The following is a 17,828-nucleotide window of genomic DNA, read 5'->3' on the forward strand; positions in this document are numbered from 1 at the left end:
AGGCCCTCGGTGGCCCTCGTTACCCATGCCAACGCCCCATTGACACCGACCGGGCGGTCGGCCCTGGTCAGCCCATCACGCGGCCGGCGAAGGAGGCGATGGTCCGGGCGACCGTGCCGGGGGCGCTGACGTGAGCCCCGTGGCCTCGCCGGCGTAGGACGACGAGGGAGTCCACGTGGGGCAGCACGCCGGCCAGCGCGTCCATGCGGGGGCGCAGGTGCGCCGGACTGAGGCGGCCGCCGCCGAGCAGCAGTACGGGCATGTCGAGGCCGGAATAGCGGTCCAGGCCGACACCGAGCGACTCGATGGCCTCGGTGTCGGCGATCTGGGCGGGCGCGTAGCCGCGCATGCGCCGCCAGACCGGTGGCGGCAGCCGCATGGCGGTGACAGCGGGCGCCGGCACCTGCACGATGTCGCGAAGGAAGACAGCGACCGCCCGATCGGGACCGCCCGCGTCCAGGGCCCTTCGGGCCCGGCGGAGCGCCTCGCCTCCCAGCGGCTCGGTGACCGCGACCGGGGGCTCGTACAGCACCATTCCGGCGAACCGCGACGGGGCGGCCAGCGCGCTCTCCAAGGCGACCACTCCACCGGAGGAGTGCCCGACCAGCAGCAGCGGTCCGTCGATCGCATCGGCCACCGCGAGGACATCGCCGACCTCGCCCGCCATCGCGTCGGCGCCGGCCGGTGGCGGTTCGCGGCGGTAGGTGAACCGCTGGAAGCGCAGGACCCGGAAGTGCTCGGACAGTGGGGCCGCGACCCCGGCCCAGTCGGCCGGGCCGCCGGATCCGCCGTGTACCAGCAGGACCGCCGGGCCCCGCCCCTGGTCGGTGACCGTGATGGCCGTGGAATCGGTGCCGGCCACCACAAGGTCGCGTGAGGCGTCCATCCCTGCCTCCGTCATAGTCGCGCTGCGGGTTTCGGGGTACCGGTGACGCTCAGCGGGGCGCAAGCTGCGCCCTCAGCACCTCCTGGATCGCGTCCCGCGCGTGCAGCACGGCCGGGATGAACGCCTCCCCCGCATTCCGGGTCGGCATGCGGCTCGCCGGAACCACCACCGCGACGGAGGCGAGGGGGGCCTCGGTGAGGTCGCGCAGCGCCGTTGAGACGGCGCTGATTCCGATCTCCCCCTCTTCGATGTTGAAGGCGTAACCGGCCCGGCGGATGTCGCCGAGCTCGGCCTCCAGTTCCTCCCAGGTGGACAAGGAGGCGTTGGTGCGCGCGGTGAGCTCCCGGTCGGCGAACCGGCGGGCCAGCTCGGGGCCGGGAAGGGCGGCCAGGATCGCCTTTCCGGCCGCGGTGCAGTGGGCCGGCAGGACGACCCCGGTGCGATCACCCACCCGGACCGACCGAGGGCTCTCGACGCAGTCCACGAAACGGACGTTGCGCCCTTCCAGCAGGCTGAGGCTGACCGTCTCCTGGGTCTGCTCGCGCAGCTCCTCAAGGACCGGGCGCGCTGCGCGCCGGATGTCGATGCGCCCGATCGCCGCCAGGCCGATCTCGTTGAGCACCGGGCCCGGCCGGTAGGCGCCGTTGGGCTTGTCCTGCAGCACGAAACCGCGCTTGCGCAGCGAGTTCAGCAACCTGTGGGCGGTGGACGGCGCCACGCCGAGCAGGGTGGCCGCGTCGGAGACGCGCAGCGCGTGCCGTTCTCCGACGAGCTCCAGGAGCCGGAGGGCGTTGTCCACCGAGCTCGATCCGGTGGAGCCCCATGTATTCGACATAGAAGAAGTGTAGTGCGCCGGTTTCCGATGACGGGGATATTTCGCGCTCTCAGCGCACGTTGAGGCGCATCTCCCCCACGCGGGTGATACCGGTTTCCAGCCGGTCACCCGGCTGGATCGGGCCCACCCCCGGAGGGGCGCCGGTGAAGAGGACGTCCCCCGGCAGCAGGGACATCACCGAGGAGGCGTAGGAGACGATGGCCGGGACCGCGGTGATCATCGTGGCCGTGTTCACCCGTTGCCGGTCGGCTCCGTTCACCCGCAGGCGGATGTCGAGGTCCCCCGGGTCCCCGAGCTCGTCGGCGGTCGTCACCCACGGACCTATGGGGCTGAAGGTGTCGTAGCTCTTGCGCCGGGAGCGGTCGGCGGCGCTGCGCACGGTGATGTCCAGCCCCAGTGTGTAGCCGAACACGTGGTCGAGGGCGGTGTCCTCCGGGATGTCCCTGCCCCCGCGCCCCACGACGACGACGAGCTCGGACTCGTGGTGGATCTCCTGGCCCGCGGCCACCACCTCTTTCGGCAGCACGATCTCGTCCTCCGGCCCGGAGACCGAGGACGGGGCCTTGAGGAAGACGTCGAAGTTCATCATCCAGGACTCCACCCCGCCGAGGGTGCGCTGCTGCACCTCGTGCATCTCCGAGACGTGCTCGGCATAGTTGGACGCCGTGGCGATGAGCTTGCTGGGGTTGAGGACCGGCGCCCGCAGCCCGGCCCTCTCCACCGGGGTCGGGGGCCCCTCGGCCGCCGCGCGTTCGAGCGCGGCACGCACGTCGGGGTAGCCCCTGCAGAGGCGGCGCCACCAGCCCGCCGTCACCGGGTCGGGGTCGTGCGGCCACTCCAGGGCGTGTGTCACGTCGACGACACCGGCCGGGGTGACGGCGCCGAGCCGGTTCTCACCGAAAAGCGCCAGCTTCATGGCAGGGCCCTTTCTCGTCGGGAAGGGAACGGGCCGCGGAGGCTCCGGCGGCCTTACGCGGATGGGGTCAGGACGCGCCGAAGACGCTGGTGACCGCCTGGGGCTCGGCGAGCACCCGTTCGCGGTAGACGCCGAGGGCACGCAGGACCGGGGAGTCGCTCAGGCTGAACAGGTCGGCCTGACCCTCGCTGTGGTGTTCGGCCACCGACCACGACGGCACCACGAACATGTCGCCGGTCTGCCAGTCGAAGTGCCGGCCGTCGATCACACTCGTCCCGGTGCCCTGGAAGACGACGTAGACGGTGTTGCCGCTGCGCTGCACGGGTACGGACCCGCCGCGCGCCACTCGGTGCGCCCCGCACGCCAGTGTCGGCAGGACGCTCGCGCCGGAACGGGGGTTGGTGAACTCCAGGCTGGCCATGGGCCCGCCGCCTTCGGCGAGCAGCTCGGCGAGCCGGGCACTCGTCTCGCTCCACCGGTAGACCAGCAGCGGCGAGGGCGCCGGGTCCAGGGCCTCCTCGACCTGCCCCGCGGTGAACCTCTCCGCGGCGGGTGTGCCGGCGTGCGCGGTCTCGGAGCGGTTGTGCTGGCCCTCGACGCGCTGCTGGAGATCCGGGTACGCCTCGAAGAAGATCGCGTCGAGCGCTTCGACCATGGGCAGGTCGAGCCCGTCGAACCAGAACATGGCCGAGTCGCCGCCGTTGGCGTGGTCGTGCCAGCAGCCTCCCGGCGTCAGGACGAGGTCGCCGGGGCGCATGTCGCAGGCGTCGCCGTCGACTGTCGTCCAGACACCCTCACCTTCCAGGACGAAGCGGATGGCGCCGGGGGAGTGCCGGTGCGCCGGCGCCGACTCGCGCGGTCCCAGGCACTGCAGCGCCCCCCACAGTGTTCCGGCGGCGTAGGGGCGGCCGCCCAGGCCGGGGTTGGTCAGGGACAGGACGCGGCGTTCACCGCCGCGCTCCACCGGGACCAGCCGGATGGCGCGTTCCGCGAGCGGGCGCATCGTCGTCGCCGGCCACAGCCATGGCACGGCCCGCGGCCGCGGCTCCGGGGTGAGGAGCTGTTCGGTGATGTTCCACAGCGGCCGCAGGTCCGCGGCGTCCAGGTCACGGTAGAGCGCTTCCAGTTGCTGTCCCTCGTCCGCCGGTACTGCGTTGTGCTCAACCGACATGGGAATCTCCTTGTTCGGGCCGTGTTTGGCGCACCGCCGGCCGCGGCGACCGCGCTATCCCGGCGGGGCCGCCGCTGCCTGCGGGTCCTGTTCGGGGGGCAGACCAACGCCGAACCGGCGGACGCTCTCCAGGAGGGAGACCCGGCGCATGTAGTCGCGGGAGCGGTCGGGGTCGGCGGCGATGGAGCGCATCTCGTCGTGCATCGCCCTGCGGCGGCGCTCGTCGGTCTCCTTCAGGCGCTCGGTGTTGCGCTGGGTGTCGGCCTGGACGTACTCCACCGCGACCTGGCGCCGGATACCGGCGAACGCGTCGAGTTCGGCCTCGGGGTCGTCGCCGGCGCGGATCCGGACGACGCGCCGGGCGATGTCCACCGCGTCGTGGATGCCGCTGTTCAGCCCGACCCCGCCCATCGGGCTGTTGATATGGGCGGCGTCGCCGATCAGCGCTACGTTGCCGCGGCGGAACGTCGACGCCACGCGCTGGTGCACGCGGTAGATCTGGTGGTCGACGATGGGGTAGCCGCCCGGATAGGGGGCCAGCCCCTGCAACTGCTCCTGCAACCGGTCCGGCCTCGTCGCCTCCTCCGCGGACTGGTCGGCCGGAACGGGCCACACCGTCCGCCAGGACTCCGGCGTGCGCAGGATGAACAGCCACTGGTGCGGATCGGCCACGTAGTTGACATCGGCGAGTCCGGGGATCTGGCCGCTGAGATCGACCGTGGTGCTCGCGATGAGGAACCGCTCGGGATAGGTGTGGCCGTCGAATCCGATACCGAGGGACTGGCGCACGGTGCTGCCCGGGCCGTCCGCGCCGATGAGGTGCGAGCCGCGCAGCGTCCGGGTTCCGGAGGTGTCGCGCACCTCGACCCGGACCCCGTCGCCGTCCGCCGCCACGCCTGTCGCGCGGGTGCCGTACAGCAGCTCCACCCCGTCGGCGCCCGCCAGGCGCTCGTACAGCATCCGGACGAGGTGCTGCTGGTTGAGCTGCAGCCGGTAGGGGTAGCGCGTCTCGTCGGACAGCAGCGTGAAGTCGAATTCCGCGACCAGTCCGGCACGCCGGTCCCGGAAGTGGTAGACGGGCACGACCAGGCCCTCGTCGTGCATCGGGGCCGTGATGCCGATCAGCTCCAGCAGTTCCAGCGTCGCCGCGTGGAACGTCGACGCCCGCCAGTCCGTCTTCGGCACCGGCTCGGCCTCGACGAGGACCACGGGCGTGCCCTCCTGGACGAGCCATGCCGCCGCGGTCATTCCCACGGGGCCTCCGCCGACGATGACGACGGGAAGCTCGTGGGCGTCGTGCGCCTGTCTCTGCATGCCTCCAAAAGTGTCACATCTTCCATTTGAGAGAAATAGATTCGAAATAGATTCCTCTATATCGAAAATAGCTACCAGTGCGGCGAGGGGAAGAGGTGGCCGCAGCGGCGTCGAGCGTGCTGTTCCGTCTCGTTCAGTGAGACGCCGGGTTCCAGTATCGGAGACGCCGAGCTAGGGTCCCCAGCATGCGACCATGGGATGCCGAGCTCTACGACGCCCACCACTCCTTCGTCGCAAGCTACGGCTCCGGACTGCTGGCGCTCCTGGACGCCCAGCCGGGGGAGCGCGTCCTCGACGCGGGCTGCGGAACAGGAGAGCACGTGGCCGAGCTGCGGGCCCGCGGTGTCGACGCGGTCGGTGTGGACGCCAGCCCCGAGATGGTGCAGCGGGCGCGGGAACGCTTCCCCGACGCCGGCCTCTTCGTCGCGGACCTGCGCGATGGGGACGCGATACCCGCCCCGGCCGGATACGACGCCGTGCTCAGCAACGCCGTACTGCACTGGATTCCCGAGGCCGAACGCGCCGCGGCCACGCTGTTCGCCGCGTTGCGGCCCGGCGGCCGGCTCGTCGCCGAGCTCGGCGGGTCCGGCAACATCGCCGCGATCGACACGCAGGCCCGCCGCCTGCGCGCCGACCTGGACCTGTCCGGCCCCGCGTCGCCCTGGTACTTCCCCAGCGTCGCCGGGTACGCGCGTGTTCTGGAGGACAGCGGCTTCGAGGTCACGGGGGCGTGGCTCTTCGACCGCCCGACCCGCCTGGAAGGCGAGGACGGCCTGAGCACCTGGATCCGGATGTTCGCCGGCCACCTCCTGGCGGAGGCGGCCGACACCGAAGCCTTCCTCAGTGAGCTGAGCCGCCGCCTGCGCCCCCTCCTGTACCGTGACGGCGCATGGTGGGCGGACTACCGCCGGCTACGCGTGACCGCTGTGCGCCCCTCCGGGCTCTGACGACTCCGCGGTCGCGCCGGCCGGCCTCTCGGCCGCCCCGGCCACCGCGTCCGGCCGACCGCCGGGTGCGGCGGGGTGCAGCAGGGAGCCCGCGACGCAGATGAGAACGTTCAGCCCCAGCCCGACGAGTCCGCCCGGCACGCCGTACAGGTCCGAGACTCCGGCCACCGTCAGCACTCCCGCGAACAGCGCGCCGACGGCCATCCCCCAGAACACCGGGGCGGCCGAAAGGCGTTGCCAGTAGAGGCCGAGGATGAACGCCGGAGCGAGCTGGACGATGAGCTCGAACTTGAGCACGAAGATGTTGTACAGGGTGGTGGGCGGATTCCACGCGATGACCAGCAGCAGCCCGACCGCGGCCACTCCCGCGACCTTGCCCACCCGCAGCGTCGTCGTCTCCGAGGAGCGCGGGCTCAGGTAGCGCCGGTACAGGTCCCGCGAGACGACCGAGGAGAAGCTGAGCAGCGCGGAATCGGCGGTGGACACGATCGCCGCGATGACCCCGCCGAAGAGCAGGACCATGATCGCGAAGAAGAAGAGGTTGATCCCCGCCACCTCGTTGGCGATCATGCCGACCAGCTGCTCGGACTCGCCCTCGGCGAGCCCCGGGAACAACTGGATGCCGATGATACCGACCAGGAACACCACGGCCGTGGTGACCAGCGGCATCCACGCCATGATCGCCAGGGACCGCTTGAGTGTGCGCTCGCTCCGGGCCGCGTATACGCGCTGGATCGCGTGCGGGTAGACCGCGGCGCCGAACCCGATCATGATGATCATCGCCACCCAGTTCACCGAGTCCTCCATCGGGGGAACCCCGATCTTGTCCGGCTCGTGCGCCAGGAGGTGCTGCGTGGTGCCGCCCAGACTGCCCCCCGCCAGGTACAGCGCGCCGACAAGCAGGAAGCCGACGCCGACCAGCAGCGCGATCCCCTGCATCACGTCGGTGAAGGCGATCGCGCGCATGCCGCCCATCCAGGAGTAGATGAGCATCACCACGACGAACGCGACCACACCGACCTGGTAGGGGATGGTGTTGCCGGTGAGCCCGGAGATGCCCTGCCCCATCGCCACGAGCTGTTCGAGGAGGTAGTTCGCGAGCCCCCAGAGCATCAGCACTATGGCGAGGACCGTCACCGGCGTGGAGCCGAACCGGTGCCGGATCCAGTCCGCCGGCGTGACGAAGGCCCTCCGCTTGGCGATCCCGTACAGCCGCGGGGCGAACAGCAGGTAGACCGCGATGACGGCGATCATGAACGGTACCGAGTGCCACCAGGTGAATCCGGTGCGGTACGCCTGCGGCGCGTACCCGACGACCGAGTTGCCGCTGTACTGGGTGGCGTAGAGCGTGAAGAAGAGCGCGACGAATCCGAGACCGCCGCCCGCCAGGTAGTGGCTGCGGGTACTCCTGTGCACATCAGGCTGGCCGCGACCGGCGAAATAGCCGATGAGGAGCATGATGACCGCGTAGCCGCCCAGTACCGCGACTCCGGTGGCCCCGCCGAAATTCAGGTTCTCCATGTTTCACCCGCCGTGGCTGTTGGGGGACTCGGGACCGCTCTCGTGCGCTTTCGGAGCCGCCGGCCGTCCGCCGTGCTGCAGGCGGGCCCGCTCCTCCTCGGGTTCTTCGATGTTCCAGCAGCGCAGGCAGGCCCAGCTGACGGTAAGGGCGAAGAGCGCGGTGCAGGCCGCCGAGACGAGTATCCAGGAGGGGATTCCGAACAGCAGCGGTTCCACGGTCCCCGTCGGCCAGAAGAGTGGGCTGCCGCCGACGATGAGCAGCACGATCGCGACCCATATCCACGGCGTGCGTATGGGCTCTCGGATCCGGCTCTGCCGGGCTTGTCGTTCTTGCATTGGTCACCTCCGTGTGTGCTCCCCGGCCGGGGCGCCCGCCTGCCGGATGGATCGCGGTCGGCGGAAGGCGTCTCGCCCGCGGTGGCGGCCGCCCCGCGCGGCGCGGGGGCGAAAAAAGGGGGCGGGCGAGCGCGCGCGTGACCGGGTGGCACACGTGTCGGGTTGGGGGATTGCGGTCGGGGGATTCGGGCGGTGCCGGTAGGGTGCGGCTTCTCCCGTGCCGCGGCGCTCGTGTGCCGGGGTGGGTGATCAGCGTCCGCCGCGGGACCAGTGGTGCTTATGGCCGTTCACTGGTACGCCGCCGGGGCTGCACGGGAGGGATCAGGGGCGGGCCGGGGCTGCGGGTCCTCGCTCATATCACCCTCTTCCGGCGCCAGCGTTCCAGCTGGTCACCGTCGGCGCCGAGGGAGTTCCGGTAGACCTCGGCGTTGTGCTCGCCGAGTTCCGGGCCCACCGCGCGTACCGACCCGGGTGTGTCGGACATGCGGGGGACGACGTTCTGCATCGGGAACTCGCCCAGCTCCGGGTGCAGGCACCGGACGATGGCCTGGCGGGCCGCGAAGTGCGGGTCGTCGAGCATGTCGGCGGCCTGGTAGACCCGGCCCGCGGGAACGCCGGCATCGTGCAGCTTGTCCAGCACGTCGTCGGAGTGGAATCTCCGCGTCCACTCGGCGATGCGGGCGTCGAGTTCCTGCTGCCGCTGGCCGCGGGCGCTGTGGGTCGCGTAGCGCTCGTCCGCCGCGAGCTCGGGCTCGCCCATGAGGTCGCACAGCCGCCCGAAGACGGTGTCGCGGTTGGCGCCGATGAGGATCTCCGCGCCGTCCCCCGTGGGGTAGGCGTTGCTCGGCGCGATCTTCGGCAGGATCGACCCGGTCCGCTCCCTGCGGTATCCGGCGAGTTCCCATTCCGGCAGCAGGGACTCCATGAACGCCAGCACGGCCTCGTAGATCGCGGTGTCGACGACCTGGCCGCGCCCCGTGCGCCGCCGGGCGTGCAGCGCCATGACGGCGCCGAGCGCCGAGAAGGTTCCGGCGAGCGAGTCGCCCAGCGATACACCGACGCGGCTCGAAGGGCGGTCGGCTTCGCCGGTGACGTACCGGATGCCGCCCATGGCCTCGCCGATCGCCCCGAACCCCGCGCGCTGGGCATAGGGCCCGTTCTGGCCGTAGCCGGTCACCCGCACCATGACGAGGCCGGGGTTCGTCTCCTGGAGCCGGTCGTAGCCGAGCCCCCAGCGCTCCAGCGTCCCGGGTCGGAAGTTCTCCACGAGCACGTCGGCGTCGCGGAGTAGCCCGCGCATGATCTCCTGCCCCTCGCCGGTGCGCAGGTCGCAGGTGACCGACTTCTTGTTGCGCGCGATGACCGGCCATGACAGCGACACGCCACCGGGAGTCGCCTGTCCCCAGGTGCGCATCGGGTCGCCCGAGTCCGGATCCTCGACCTTGATGACCTCCGCGCCGAAATCGGCGAGGAGCTGGCCGCAGAAGGGGCCGGCGATCAGGGAGCCGGCTTCGATCACCCGGATGTCGGAGAGCGGGCCGCTCGGGTTCGCTCCGGTCATGCGCTGGGCTCTCCTTCCATGCCGTGCTCGCCGACGATGCGCCGCAGCGCCGCGCGTCCGGCGCGGAGGTGGGCGTGCATGACCGATTGCGCCCACTCGCTGTCGCCGGTCGCGATCGCCTCGACGAGCTCGCGGTGCTGGGCGAAGCTGCGGTGCAGTTCGGTGCTGGTGTACTCGTGGAAGGTGCGGCGGACGATGGGCACTTCGATCACACGTGCCAGCAGGTCGGGCAGCAGCCTGCCGCCGTTTCGGTGGATGGCGCGGTGGAACTCCATGTTGAGGCGGGTGATCTCGTCATAGGCGTGGTCGTGGAGCGTCTCCAGTTGCGCCTCCATCGCGTCGCACAGGACGCGGAGCGCCGATATGTCCAGGTCGTTGCGCTGTGCGGCACGCCGCGCGGCCTGCCCTTCGAGTATGACCCGCAGCTCGAAGATCTCCTCGAGGTCGTCCTCGCTCCAGCCGACCACGTGCGCGCCCTTGTGCGGCGCCAACTCGACCAGCCCGTCGGCCTGCAGCCGGCGCAGCGCCTCCCGGATCGGGGTCCGGCTGAGTCCCATGGTCGCGGCGAGCTGCTCCTCACGCAGCCGCTGCCCCGCGGGGTGCACGCCCGCCAGGATCTCCGAACGGAGGTCCTGGTAAGCGCGGATCGCGGCCTGTGACACAGATCACCTCCTTGGCTGATTGTGTACAAACTAGTCATGCCGTCAGATCCAGACAAGAGGTAATCGGCATATATTTGCCAAGTCAGCGCGATTTCCACTGAACTTGTATACGAAAGTCGGAGGGCACGCGGATTGGTGTGTCGCCCTTCCCGGCGGCTTCACCGCCTCTCGCGCCGTTGCTCCCGGTCATGTCCCCCGAGCCGGAAAACGCCTAATATGCGAGGTGGGCCGACCATGTGTCGGGGAGAGGGGAATCCACCATGCCGAGGCGCCGGGGCCGAGAGAACAAGGCGGGACAGCCGGGAATCCGCAGCTGCGTACGGATGTGGCGCACTCCGCCCGCGTCTACGACTACGTGCTGGGCGGCAAGGACAACTACAGCGCGGACCGCGAAGCGGCCGAGGCGATGATGCGCGAGTGGCCCGCACTCCCGGTCCACATGCGGGCGAACCGCGAATTCATGCACCGGGTCGGGCACCACCTGGCGGCCGAGGAGGGCGTCCGGCAGTTCCTCGACATCGGGACCGGGCTTCCCACCAGCCCCAACCTGCACGAGGTCGTGCAGAAGGTCGCCCCGGACGCGCGGGTCGTCTACGTGGACAACGACCCCATCGTCCTGGTGCACGCCCAGGCCCTGCTCGTGAGCGCCCCCGAGGGCCGGACGGCCTACATCGACGCCGACATGCGCGACCCGGCGAGCATCGTGAACGCCGGGGAACTGCGGGAGACCCTCGACCTCGACCAGCCCGTCGCCCTCACGGTGATCGCGATGGTGCACTTCATGCTGGACGAGGACGACGCCTACGGCATCATCGACCGGCTGATGGAACCCCTCGCCCCGGGGAGCTTCCTCGCGGTCTCCATCGGCACCGCCGATTTCGCGCCCGAGGAGGTGAACCGCGTCGCGCGCGAGTACGCGGCCCGCGGCATGCCGATGCGGCTGCGCACCAAGGCCGAGGCGGAGCGTTTCTTCGACGGGATGGACCCGGTCGCTCCCGGGGTCACCCAGGTGCACCACTGGCGTCCCGACCCCAAGGAGGCCGGCACGATCAGGGACGCCGATATCGCCATGTACGGAGGTGTCGCCCGGAAGCGCTGACCGCCGGGTGAGGCGACGGGAAAGAGCGGGGCGAGGTCGACGGCGGTGCGCCCGGCCGGTCGAGGGGTGCTCGGCGACCGTGCCCACTCCCGTCCGTGCCCGTCCGTCCGGAACGGCCGGGGTCACTGAGGCGGGCCGAGGACGAGGGCCGGGTGACGAAGCCGGAGCGGCCGGGAAGGGCCGCCGATCGAGGGGGTACGCGCGTGCAGAGCCGGGGCGAGCGCATGCTGGGTGGACTGCTGCAGGCCAGCCACCTGATCTCGTTGGAGGACCTGCCGATGCTGGTCGCCGAGAGCGCCGCGCGCGCGGGCTTCTCCCAGACGATGCTCTATGTGGCCGATCTGCAGCACCAGTCCCTGCTGCCCCTGTCCGGCCAGTACGACCACACCGGTCGGCCGCTCGAACCGATCCGCATCGACAGCACCATGGCCGGGCGGGCCTTCCGCAACACCGAGCTCGTCCGGGCCCGCGCCACCGATCCGCCTTTCGCGGCCGAGCACCCCGCCTCGGCCCAGGAACCGTGCCTGCTGTGGATACCGCTGCTGGACGGCGCGGAACGTGTCGGCGTGCTCGGGGTGACCGTGCCCGAGGCCGACGAGGACGCCGAGTCGCTGGCCGGACATCTGGCCGACCTGGTCTCCCTGATGATCGTGAGCAAGCGCGGCACCAGCGACTCCTACGCCTGCCTGGTGCGCGCCGACCAGATGTCCATCTCCGCCGAGGTGCTCTGGAACCTGATGCCGGCCATGACCCTGGCCAACGACAGGATCATGATCAGCGCCGTGCTGGAACCGGCCTACGACGTGGGCGGGGACGCCTACGACTACGCCTCAGCGGTGACGTGCTGCACCTGGCGATCTTCGACGCCATGGGCCACGACATATCCTCGGGCCTGACCGCCAGCATCGCCATGGGAACCGCTCGCAACAACCGCCGCCAGGGCAAGGGCCTGGTCACCATCGGGGAGAAGATCGACAAGGCGATCGCCGAGCAGTTCGACCCGCCGCGGTTCACCACCGGTATCCTGGCCTCCCTGGACACTCGAACGGGGCGGCTGTCCTGGGTCAACCGCGGTCACCACCCGCCGCTGGTCCTGCGCCAGGGCCGGCAGGTGGCCGTACTGGAAAGCGCGCCCTCCTCCCCGATGGGGTTCGGGCTGGAGGACCCGGCGGAGCTCTCCCACTACCAGCTCGAACCCGGCGACCGGCTGGTGTTCTACACCGACGGCGTCGTCGAGGCCCGAAGCCCCGTCGGGGAACTGTTCGGCCTGGAGCGCTTCACCGACTTCATCATCCGCCGCGAAGCCGATGGGCTGGCGCCCCCGGAGACCCTGCGCCGGCTGATCCAGACCATCCTGGACCACCACGACGGCCGACTCCAGGACGACGCCACCGTACTGCTGGTGGAGTGGGCCGTCCGGCGCGAGGAGCAGCTCACGCCGAACGGCCGGTGCTGGAGGCGGGAACCGGTGTGAACGGGCTCCGGTGCGCCGGGTCCGGGCTCTCGCGGTGCCGAGGCCCGGCCCCCGGAAGGCGCGGGCACCCGCTCATCGCTCCCGAGCGGACTTCAGGACGCAGTGTCGGTGGAAACGCAGGAAGCCGACGAAGGCCAGTGTCGCCGTGACGGCGCTCATCCCGAGCCGCCCCCAGTGCCCGGTCCGGAACTCCGCGGTCGTCTGCCGCAGGCGGACGAGGACACGGTTCGGCAGATCCTGCACCGGATCACCTTCCAGCGGACCAAGACCTGGAAAGAATCCAGCGACCCCGACCGGGACGCCAAACTCGCCCGCATCGACTACGTCACCACGCGTTTTCCGCAGCGGGTATTCACGTTCGACGAGTTCGGCCCCCTCGTCATCCGCCCGCAGGCCGGAGCCGGATGGGCACCCGCGGACCATCCGCACCGGCTGCCCGCGAGCTACCACAAAGAGCACGGTGTCCGGCAGTTCCACGGCTGCTACAGCGTGGGTGACGACCAGCTCTGGGACGTCGTCCGCGAACGCAAAAGCGCCGCGAACACCCTCGCCGCGATCAAGTCGATCCGCGCGAACCGAAGCGGCTTCAGGATTTCTGCAGCGGCCGGAACGCGGCCCGCACCTCGGTGGAGAAGAGCTCCGGCTCCTCCCAGGCGGGGAAGTGGCCGCCGCTGTCGACCTCGTTGAAGTACGTGAGGTTGGGGTAGACCGTCTCGACCCAACTGCGCGGCGCAGCCCAGATCTCGCCGGGGAACGTCGTGAAGCCGACCGGAACCGAGACCGCCGGAGGAGCCTGGCCGACCGCACGGGCTGCGGCCTGGGCCCGTCCGAATTCCCAGTACCACCGGGCGGCCGAGGTGCCGGTGCCCGTCAGCCAGTACAGCGTGATGTTGTCGACGATGTCGTCCCGGGTGAGATTTCCCACGGGCTCGCCGTCGACGAACGCGCGGGAGATCTTGTAGTAGCTGTCCGTGTCGTGGTCGAGCATCCAGGCCGCCAGGCCGACGGGTGAATCCAGCAGGGAGTAGCCGATTGTCTGCGGCCGGGTGGACTGCTCCAGGAAGTAGCCGAAGCCGTCCGTCGTGAACGTGTTGACCGCGTCGTGCGCCGCGCGTTCCTGCTCGGACTCCGCCGGCAGTTGGTCCTTGAGACCGATCGCCCCGGCGAGCAGGTTGATGTGGATGCCGAGCAGCCCCTCGGGTGCTTGGCGGCCCATCGCGTCCGTGACGGCGGCGCCCACGTCGCCCCCCTGGGCGACATAGCGCGTGTAGCCGAGGCGGTCCATCAGCTCCGCCCACGCGCGTGCGATGCGGCCGGACTCCCAGCCGAGCTCGCTCGGCTCGCCCGAGAAACCGTAGCCAGGCAAGGACGGCAGCACCAGGTGGAAGGCGTCCTCGGCCCGTCCGCCGTGCGCGGTCGGGTCGGTGAGCGGGCCGACGACCCCGAGCAGTTCGACGACCGAGCCTGGCCAGCCGTGCGTCATGATCAGCGGTAGGGCGTTCTCGTGCTGCGACCGCACGTGGATGAAGTGGATCTCGACGCCGTCGATGTCGGTCGTGTACTGCGGCAGGGCGTTCAGCTTCGCCTCGAACGCGCGCCAGTCGTGATCGGTCGTCCAGTAGCGGGCCAACTCCTGGACCGTCGCCAGCTGCACGCCCTGGGAGCGATCGGTGACCAGCTCTCGGGTGGGCCAGCGCGTGGCCGCGATCCGGCGACGCATGTCGGCGATCGCTTCTTCCGGCGTGTCGAGCCGGAAAGGACGGATTTCGTTGTCGTTGGACATGTTCTCCACCTGCCGGGTCGGGTCGACCGGCGCCGGGGCGCCGGCGGGGCCGGCACGCGCCCATTCTCGTCGATACCCCATATGACCTGGGCGGACACTGGCCGGGTGTGGATTGGCCTGGCCGTCGTCATACCGTGAGGCCGGTTCGTTTTGGGATCAGTCGTCACGGACGCGCCGGCCTGCTCGGCGCCGTTCCCGATGAACATGTGGGTGGTGTCGTTGCCACCGTGGATGGAGGTCGGGTGGTCGGTCTGCTGGCCGGCGCTGGCGCAGTCTCGAACACCGGTTGGGCCTCGTGGTGGGATTCCGGGGCGCCGTGCGGGTTCGATACCAGGTGGATTCCGAGCGCGGCGAGTGTGGCCTCGGCGAACCGGCAGGAACACCCGGCTTATCGTGCGTCCCCTGTAGGCATGGAGGCTCCGCCACTACAGAGGGTGGCTCACGTGCCAGTGAAGTAGGAGACGCTGGGAATTTCCTCGGGCCCGCCGGCACACTAGAGACTGTCCAGCCTCGCTGCCAGGGTTTTCGGCGCCACGGTCCGGTAGGCGTCGGTGACGATCTCGGTGATCTCGCCCCAGTCCACATCGACGTCCAGCCGGACACCGAGCCAGCCGCGGTGACCGACGTAGGGCGGGCGGAAGAACCGCTCCGGGTCGGTGGCCACCATCTCCTCTTGGACTCCCAGCGGTGCGGCGCACCAGAACGCGACCCGGTGGTCGTGGTGGTGGTCGGCGAACGTGACGAACAGCCTCTTGTCCCGTACGAACCAGGCGGGCTCACCGTGGCTCAGCCGTTCGTTGGTCTCGGGCAGCGCCAGGCACCGGGTGCGGAGCAGGTCGAGCGGATCATCGATCACAGGTTCGATTATCTCCCGGAGTGGTGCGGATGTGAAGCGCGGCGGCCGTGTCCCGGACGATCGGCGCGATCGAGTCCTCCGCGGCGTCTCTGGAACACTGGGCCGTCGTCGTGCGGAGCTCCCGCGCGGAGCGTTCCTCGTGGGGATCGCGCAGGCCGGCAGAGACCAAGGAGGGCCACATGACAGCGACATCGGTGAACGATCCCGGCCCGGAGCACGACGACCTCCGGGCCGGGATCCTGATGCTGCTGGCGGAAGGGCCGCTCAGCGGCTACGAGATCATCAACGAGGTCACCGAACGCAGCAACGGCCGCCGGCGTGCCACGTCCGGGACGATCTACCCGGTGCTGGACCGACTGGACGACGAGGGGCTGGTGCGGCTCTCGGAGGCCGGCGGCGGAGGCAGCAGGCAGCGCCCGTTCGAGCTGACCCACGCCGGCAGCAGGTACGTCGAGGAGCACGCCGCCGAACTGGCCCCGCCGTGGGAGACACCGGTTCCGGCCCCGGCCCCGGCCGCGGCCGCCGAAGAGCCCGAAAAGCCCGAAGAGGCTCAGCCCAGGCAGATCAAGGTCCACGCTCCGGCGAGACACCTCCGGGAGGTGGGTGCGCCGTCCGGGGAGGCGGCACCGCGATTCCAGGAGGTGGCGGCGCAGTTCTCGACCGCGGCGGACCAGGTGGCTCGGGTCGGTACGGAACAGCAGCTGGAGCGGGCCAGGAAGCTGGTGGCCGAGAGCAAGCGCGGGCTGTACCGGATCCTCGCCGAGGACGACGAGGCCGGGGAGGGCCGGGAAACCGGCGAGAGGTGACACGGGCCGGGAGAGCGGTGGGGCCGGACGACCAACCCCCACCGGCTCCGGACCCGAGCGGCACCCTTTCTGACCGCCGGGCGGCCGTACGGGCCCGCTCCGTCTCCCGGGCCCGGGGCGTCAGGAGACGCCGAGCAGCCTCTGGAGCGGCTCGACCGCGAAGTAGACCGCGAACAGTGCCGCCACCAGCCACATCAGCGGGTGGACCTCCCCGGCCTTGCCGCGGACCGCCTTGAGCACCACATAGGAGACGAACCCGGCGCCGATCCCGACGCTGATCGAGTACGCGAACGGCATCAGCGCGATCGTCAGGAACGCGGGGATGGCGAGCTCGGTGTCGTCCCATCTGATGGCCCGGATCTGGGTCATCATCAGGAATCCGACGATGACCAGGGCGGGGGCCGCGGCTTCGTTCGGCACCATGGCCACCAGCGGGGACAGGAACGTCGCCAGCAGGAAGCACACACCCGTCACGATGCTGGCCAGCCCGGTCCGGGCGCCGTCCCCCACCCCGGCGGCGGACTCGATGTAGGAGGTGTTGGTCGACACCGAACCGGCCCCGCCGGCGAGGGTGCCGAGCGAGTCGACGACCAGGATGCGCTGGGAGTTCAGCGGGTTTCCCTCCTCGTCGAGCAGCCCGCCCTCGGAACCGACCGCGACCATCGTTCCCATGGTGTCGAAGAAGTCGGTGAGCAGCAGGCTGAAGACGAGCAGGACGACCACGACGACGCCGACGTGCTCCCACGACCCCAGCAGGGTGAACTGGCCGAGCAGCGACAGGTCCGGTAGCTGGGCGACCCGCTCGGGGATCTCGGGGGCGTTCAGCGTCCACCCGGTCGGGTTGGTCTCCGGGTCGCGGGGGCCGATCCGGCCGACCTCCTCGACGATGACGGCGACGACGCTGGTGCCGACGATCGCCCAGAGGATGGCGCCCCGCACCCTGAGCGCGTAGAGGACGATCACGGTCAGCAGCCCGATGCAGAACACCAGCACCGGCCATCCCGTCAGCGTCCCGCCGACGCCGAGTTCGACGGGCGGGGAGGGCAGCAGCGTGGCGCTGATGAAGCCGCCGTTGACCAGGCCGATGAAGGCGATGAACAGCCCGATCCCGACACTGATGCCGGTCTTGAGCTCCCGGGGGACCGCTCTGAAGACGGCTTTGCGGAAGCCGGTGAGCACGAGCACCAGCATGATGAAGCCCTCGATGACCACCAGCCCCATCGCGTCGTCCCAGGTCATCTGGGTGGCGATTCCGAACGCGACGAACGCGTTGAGCCCGAGCCCCGTCGCGAGCGCCAGCGGGAAGTTCGCGATCGCCCCCATCAGGATCGTGACCACGCCGGCCACCAGAGCGGTCGCCGCGGCGATCTTGGCCAGGTCGGGCTCTGTGCCGCCGCCGAGGTAGGTTCCGGTGGCGTCCGGCACGGTGCCGATGATCAGCGGGTTGAGGACGATGATGTAGGCCATCGTGAAGAACGTGACCAGCCCGCCGCGGATCTCGCGTCCGGGGGTCGAGCCGCGCTCGCTGATCTTGAAGAGCCTGTCGATGAGGGACCGCGACGCTGTTGCCTCTGCCATGTCTGCCCAGCTCCTGCCCTGGTCGAGCGGCCGAAGTTCTCCTGCGGCGCGAGGATGCCAGAGAAATGTTTCGATCCGGGTCA

The 17,828-nt window shown here is 70.4% G+C and carries 18 protein-coding genes; 5 read left to right on the forward strand and 13 right to left on the reverse strand.

The features are described from left to right. Window positions 1–67 precede the first annotated feature (67 nt). The 5 genes from VS93_RS12215 to VS93_RS12235 form a co-directional block, all read right to left on the reverse strand. Window positions 68–886, reverse strand: a complete 819-nt coding sequence (locus VS93_RS12215) for an alpha/beta fold hydrolase (protein WP_082126834.1) — start codon at window positions 884–886, stop codon at window positions 68–70. Window positions 887–935: 49 nt separating this feature from the next. Beyond that, window positions 936–1,685, reverse strand: coding sequence for an IclR family transcriptional regulator (locus tag VS93_RS12220; RefSeq protein ID WP_052745710.1), 750 nt, complete (start codon window positions 1,683–1,685; stop codon window positions 936–938). A gap of 85 nt (window positions 1,686–1,770) precedes the next feature. Continuing rightward, window positions 1,771–2,637 (reverse strand): fumarylacetoacetate hydrolase family protein, encoded by an 867-nt coding sequence (locus VS93_RS12225; RefSeq protein WP_046470068.1) that lies wholly within the window; start codon window positions 2,635–2,637, stop codon window positions 1,771–1,773. A 67-nt stretch (window positions 2,638–2,704) separates the two neighbouring features. Next, window positions 2,705–3,808 carry a cupin domain-containing protein gene (locus tag VS93_RS12230; protein ID WP_046470069.1) on the reverse strand — a complete coding sequence of 368 codons (1,104 nt, stop codon included), beginning with the start codon at window positions 3,806–3,808 and terminating at the stop codon, window positions 2,705–2,707. 54 nt (window positions 3,809–3,862) lie between these two features. Continuing rightward, complete coding sequence (locus tag VS93_RS12235; RefSeq protein ID WP_046470070.1) at window positions 3,863–5,122, reverse strand: FAD-dependent oxidoreductase; 1,260 nt, start codon at window positions 5,120–5,122, stop codon at window positions 3,863–3,865. Window positions 5,123–5,307: 185 nt separating this feature from the next. On the opposite strand from VS93_RS12235, the gene VS93_RS12240 reads away from it, so the two are divergent. Then, window positions 5,308–6,069 carry a class I SAM-dependent methyltransferase gene (locus VS93_RS12240; protein WP_046470071.1) on the forward strand — a complete coding sequence of 254 codons (762 nt, stop codon included), beginning with the start codon at window positions 5,308–5,310 and terminating at the stop codon, window positions 6,067–6,069. Here the strand turns inward: VS93_RS12240 and VS93_RS12245 are convergent. The 4 genes from VS93_RS12245 to VS93_RS12260 all read right to left on the reverse strand — a co-directional run bounded on the left by VS93_RS12245 (window position 6,034) and on the right by VS93_RS12260 (window position 10,149). After that, the gene (locus tag VS93_RS12245; protein WP_082126835.1) at window positions 6,034–7,590 is read right to left on the reverse strand and encodes a sodium:solute symporter family protein; all 1,557 of its coding nucleotides are present in this window, start codon (window positions 7,588–7,590) and stop codon (window positions 6,034–6,036) included. The two genes, VS93_RS12240 and VS93_RS12245, sit on opposite strands and share 36 nt — an antisense overlap. Window positions 7,591–7,593: 3 nt before the next feature. Beyond that, window positions 7,594–7,926 (reverse strand): hypothetical protein, encoded by a 333-nt coding sequence (locus VS93_RS12250; RefSeq protein WP_046470072.1) that lies wholly within the window; start codon window positions 7,924–7,926, stop codon window positions 7,594–7,596. A gap of 352 nt (window positions 7,927–8,278) precedes the next feature. Continuing rightward, the gene (locus VS93_RS12255; RefSeq protein ID WP_046470073.1) at window positions 8,279–9,487 is read right to left on the reverse strand and encodes a CaiB/BaiF CoA transferase family protein; all 1,209 of its coding nucleotides are present in this window, start codon (window positions 9,485–9,487) and stop codon (window positions 8,279–8,281) included. Next, window positions 9,484–10,149 (reverse strand): GntR family transcriptional regulator, encoded by a 666-nt coding sequence (locus VS93_RS12260; RefSeq protein WP_046470074.1) that lies wholly within the window; start codon window positions 10,147–10,149, stop codon window positions 9,484–9,486. Before VS93_RS12260 ends, VS93_RS12255 begins: the two co-directional genes overlap by 4 nt. A gap of 223 nt (window positions 10,150–10,372) precedes the next feature. On the opposite strand from VS93_RS12260, the gene VS93_RS12265 reads away from it, so the two are divergent. The 3 genes from VS93_RS12265 to VS93_RS31565 all read left to right on the forward strand — a co-directional run bounded on the left by VS93_RS12265 (window position 10,373) and on the right by VS93_RS31565 (window position 12,722). Then, a complete protein-coding gene (locus VS93_RS12265; RefSeq protein ID WP_394298817.1) occupies window positions 10,373–11,248 on the forward strand; it encodes an SAM-dependent methyltransferase in 876 nt (291 codons plus the stop codon). Between the two features lie 152 nt (window positions 11,249–11,400). After that, window positions 11,401–12,144: a GAF domain-containing protein gene (locus VS93_RS31560; RefSeq protein ID WP_236700507.1), complete on the forward strand. Its 744-nt coding sequence runs from the start codon at window positions 11,401–11,403 to the stop codon at window positions 12,142–12,144. After that, complete coding sequence (locus VS93_RS31565; RefSeq protein WP_236700508.1) at window positions 12,090–12,722, forward strand: PP2C family protein-serine/threonine phosphatase; 633 nt, start codon at window positions 12,090–12,092, stop codon at window positions 12,720–12,722. Before VS93_RS31560 ends, VS93_RS31565 begins: the two co-directional genes overlap by 55 nt. Before the next feature lie 72 nt (window positions 12,723–12,794). Here VS93_RS31565 and VS93_RS29125 read toward each other — a convergent pair whose 3' ends face one another. The 3 genes from VS93_RS29125 to VS93_RS12285 all read right to left on the reverse strand — a co-directional run bounded on the left by VS93_RS29125 (window position 12,795) and on the right by VS93_RS12285 (window position 15,361). Further along, window positions 12,795–12,965, reverse strand: coding sequence for a hypothetical protein (locus VS93_RS29125; protein ID WP_156184802.1), 171 nt, complete (start codon window positions 12,963–12,965; stop codon window positions 12,795–12,797). A gap of 343 nt (window positions 12,966–13,308) precedes the next feature. After that, window positions 13,309–14,505: an epoxide hydrolase family protein gene (locus VS93_RS12280; RefSeq protein ID WP_052745711.1), complete on the reverse strand. Its 1,197-nt coding sequence runs from the start codon at window positions 14,503–14,505 to the stop codon at window positions 13,309–13,311. A 493-nt stretch (window positions 14,506–14,998) separates the two neighbouring features. Continuing rightward, window positions 14,999–15,361 (reverse strand): MmcQ/YjbR family DNA-binding protein, encoded by a 363-nt coding sequence (locus tag VS93_RS12285; RefSeq protein WP_046470077.1) that lies wholly within the window; start codon window positions 15,359–15,361, stop codon window positions 14,999–15,001. Between the two features lie 179 nt (window positions 15,362–15,540). Between VS93_RS12285 and VS93_RS12290 the strand changes: the two genes are divergently transcribed. Continuing rightward, window positions 15,541–16,167, forward strand: coding sequence for a PadR family transcriptional regulator (locus VS93_RS12290; RefSeq protein ID WP_046470110.1), 627 nt, complete (start codon window positions 15,541–15,543; stop codon window positions 16,165–16,167). 120 nt (window positions 16,168–16,287) lie between these two features. On the opposite strand, the gene VS93_RS12295 is transcribed toward VS93_RS12290, so the two are convergent. After that, a complete protein-coding gene (locus VS93_RS12295; protein ID WP_046470078.1) occupies window positions 16,288–17,745 on the reverse strand; it encodes an NCS2 family permease in 1,458 nt (485 codons plus the stop codon). Window positions 17,746–17,828: the final 83 nt, after the last annotated feature.

Source organism: Allosalinactinospora lopnorensis (assembly GCF_000981225.1).
Lineage (GTDB): Bacteria > Actinomycetota > Actinomycetes > Streptosporangiales > Streptosporangiaceae > Allosalinactinospora > Allosalinactinospora lopnorensis.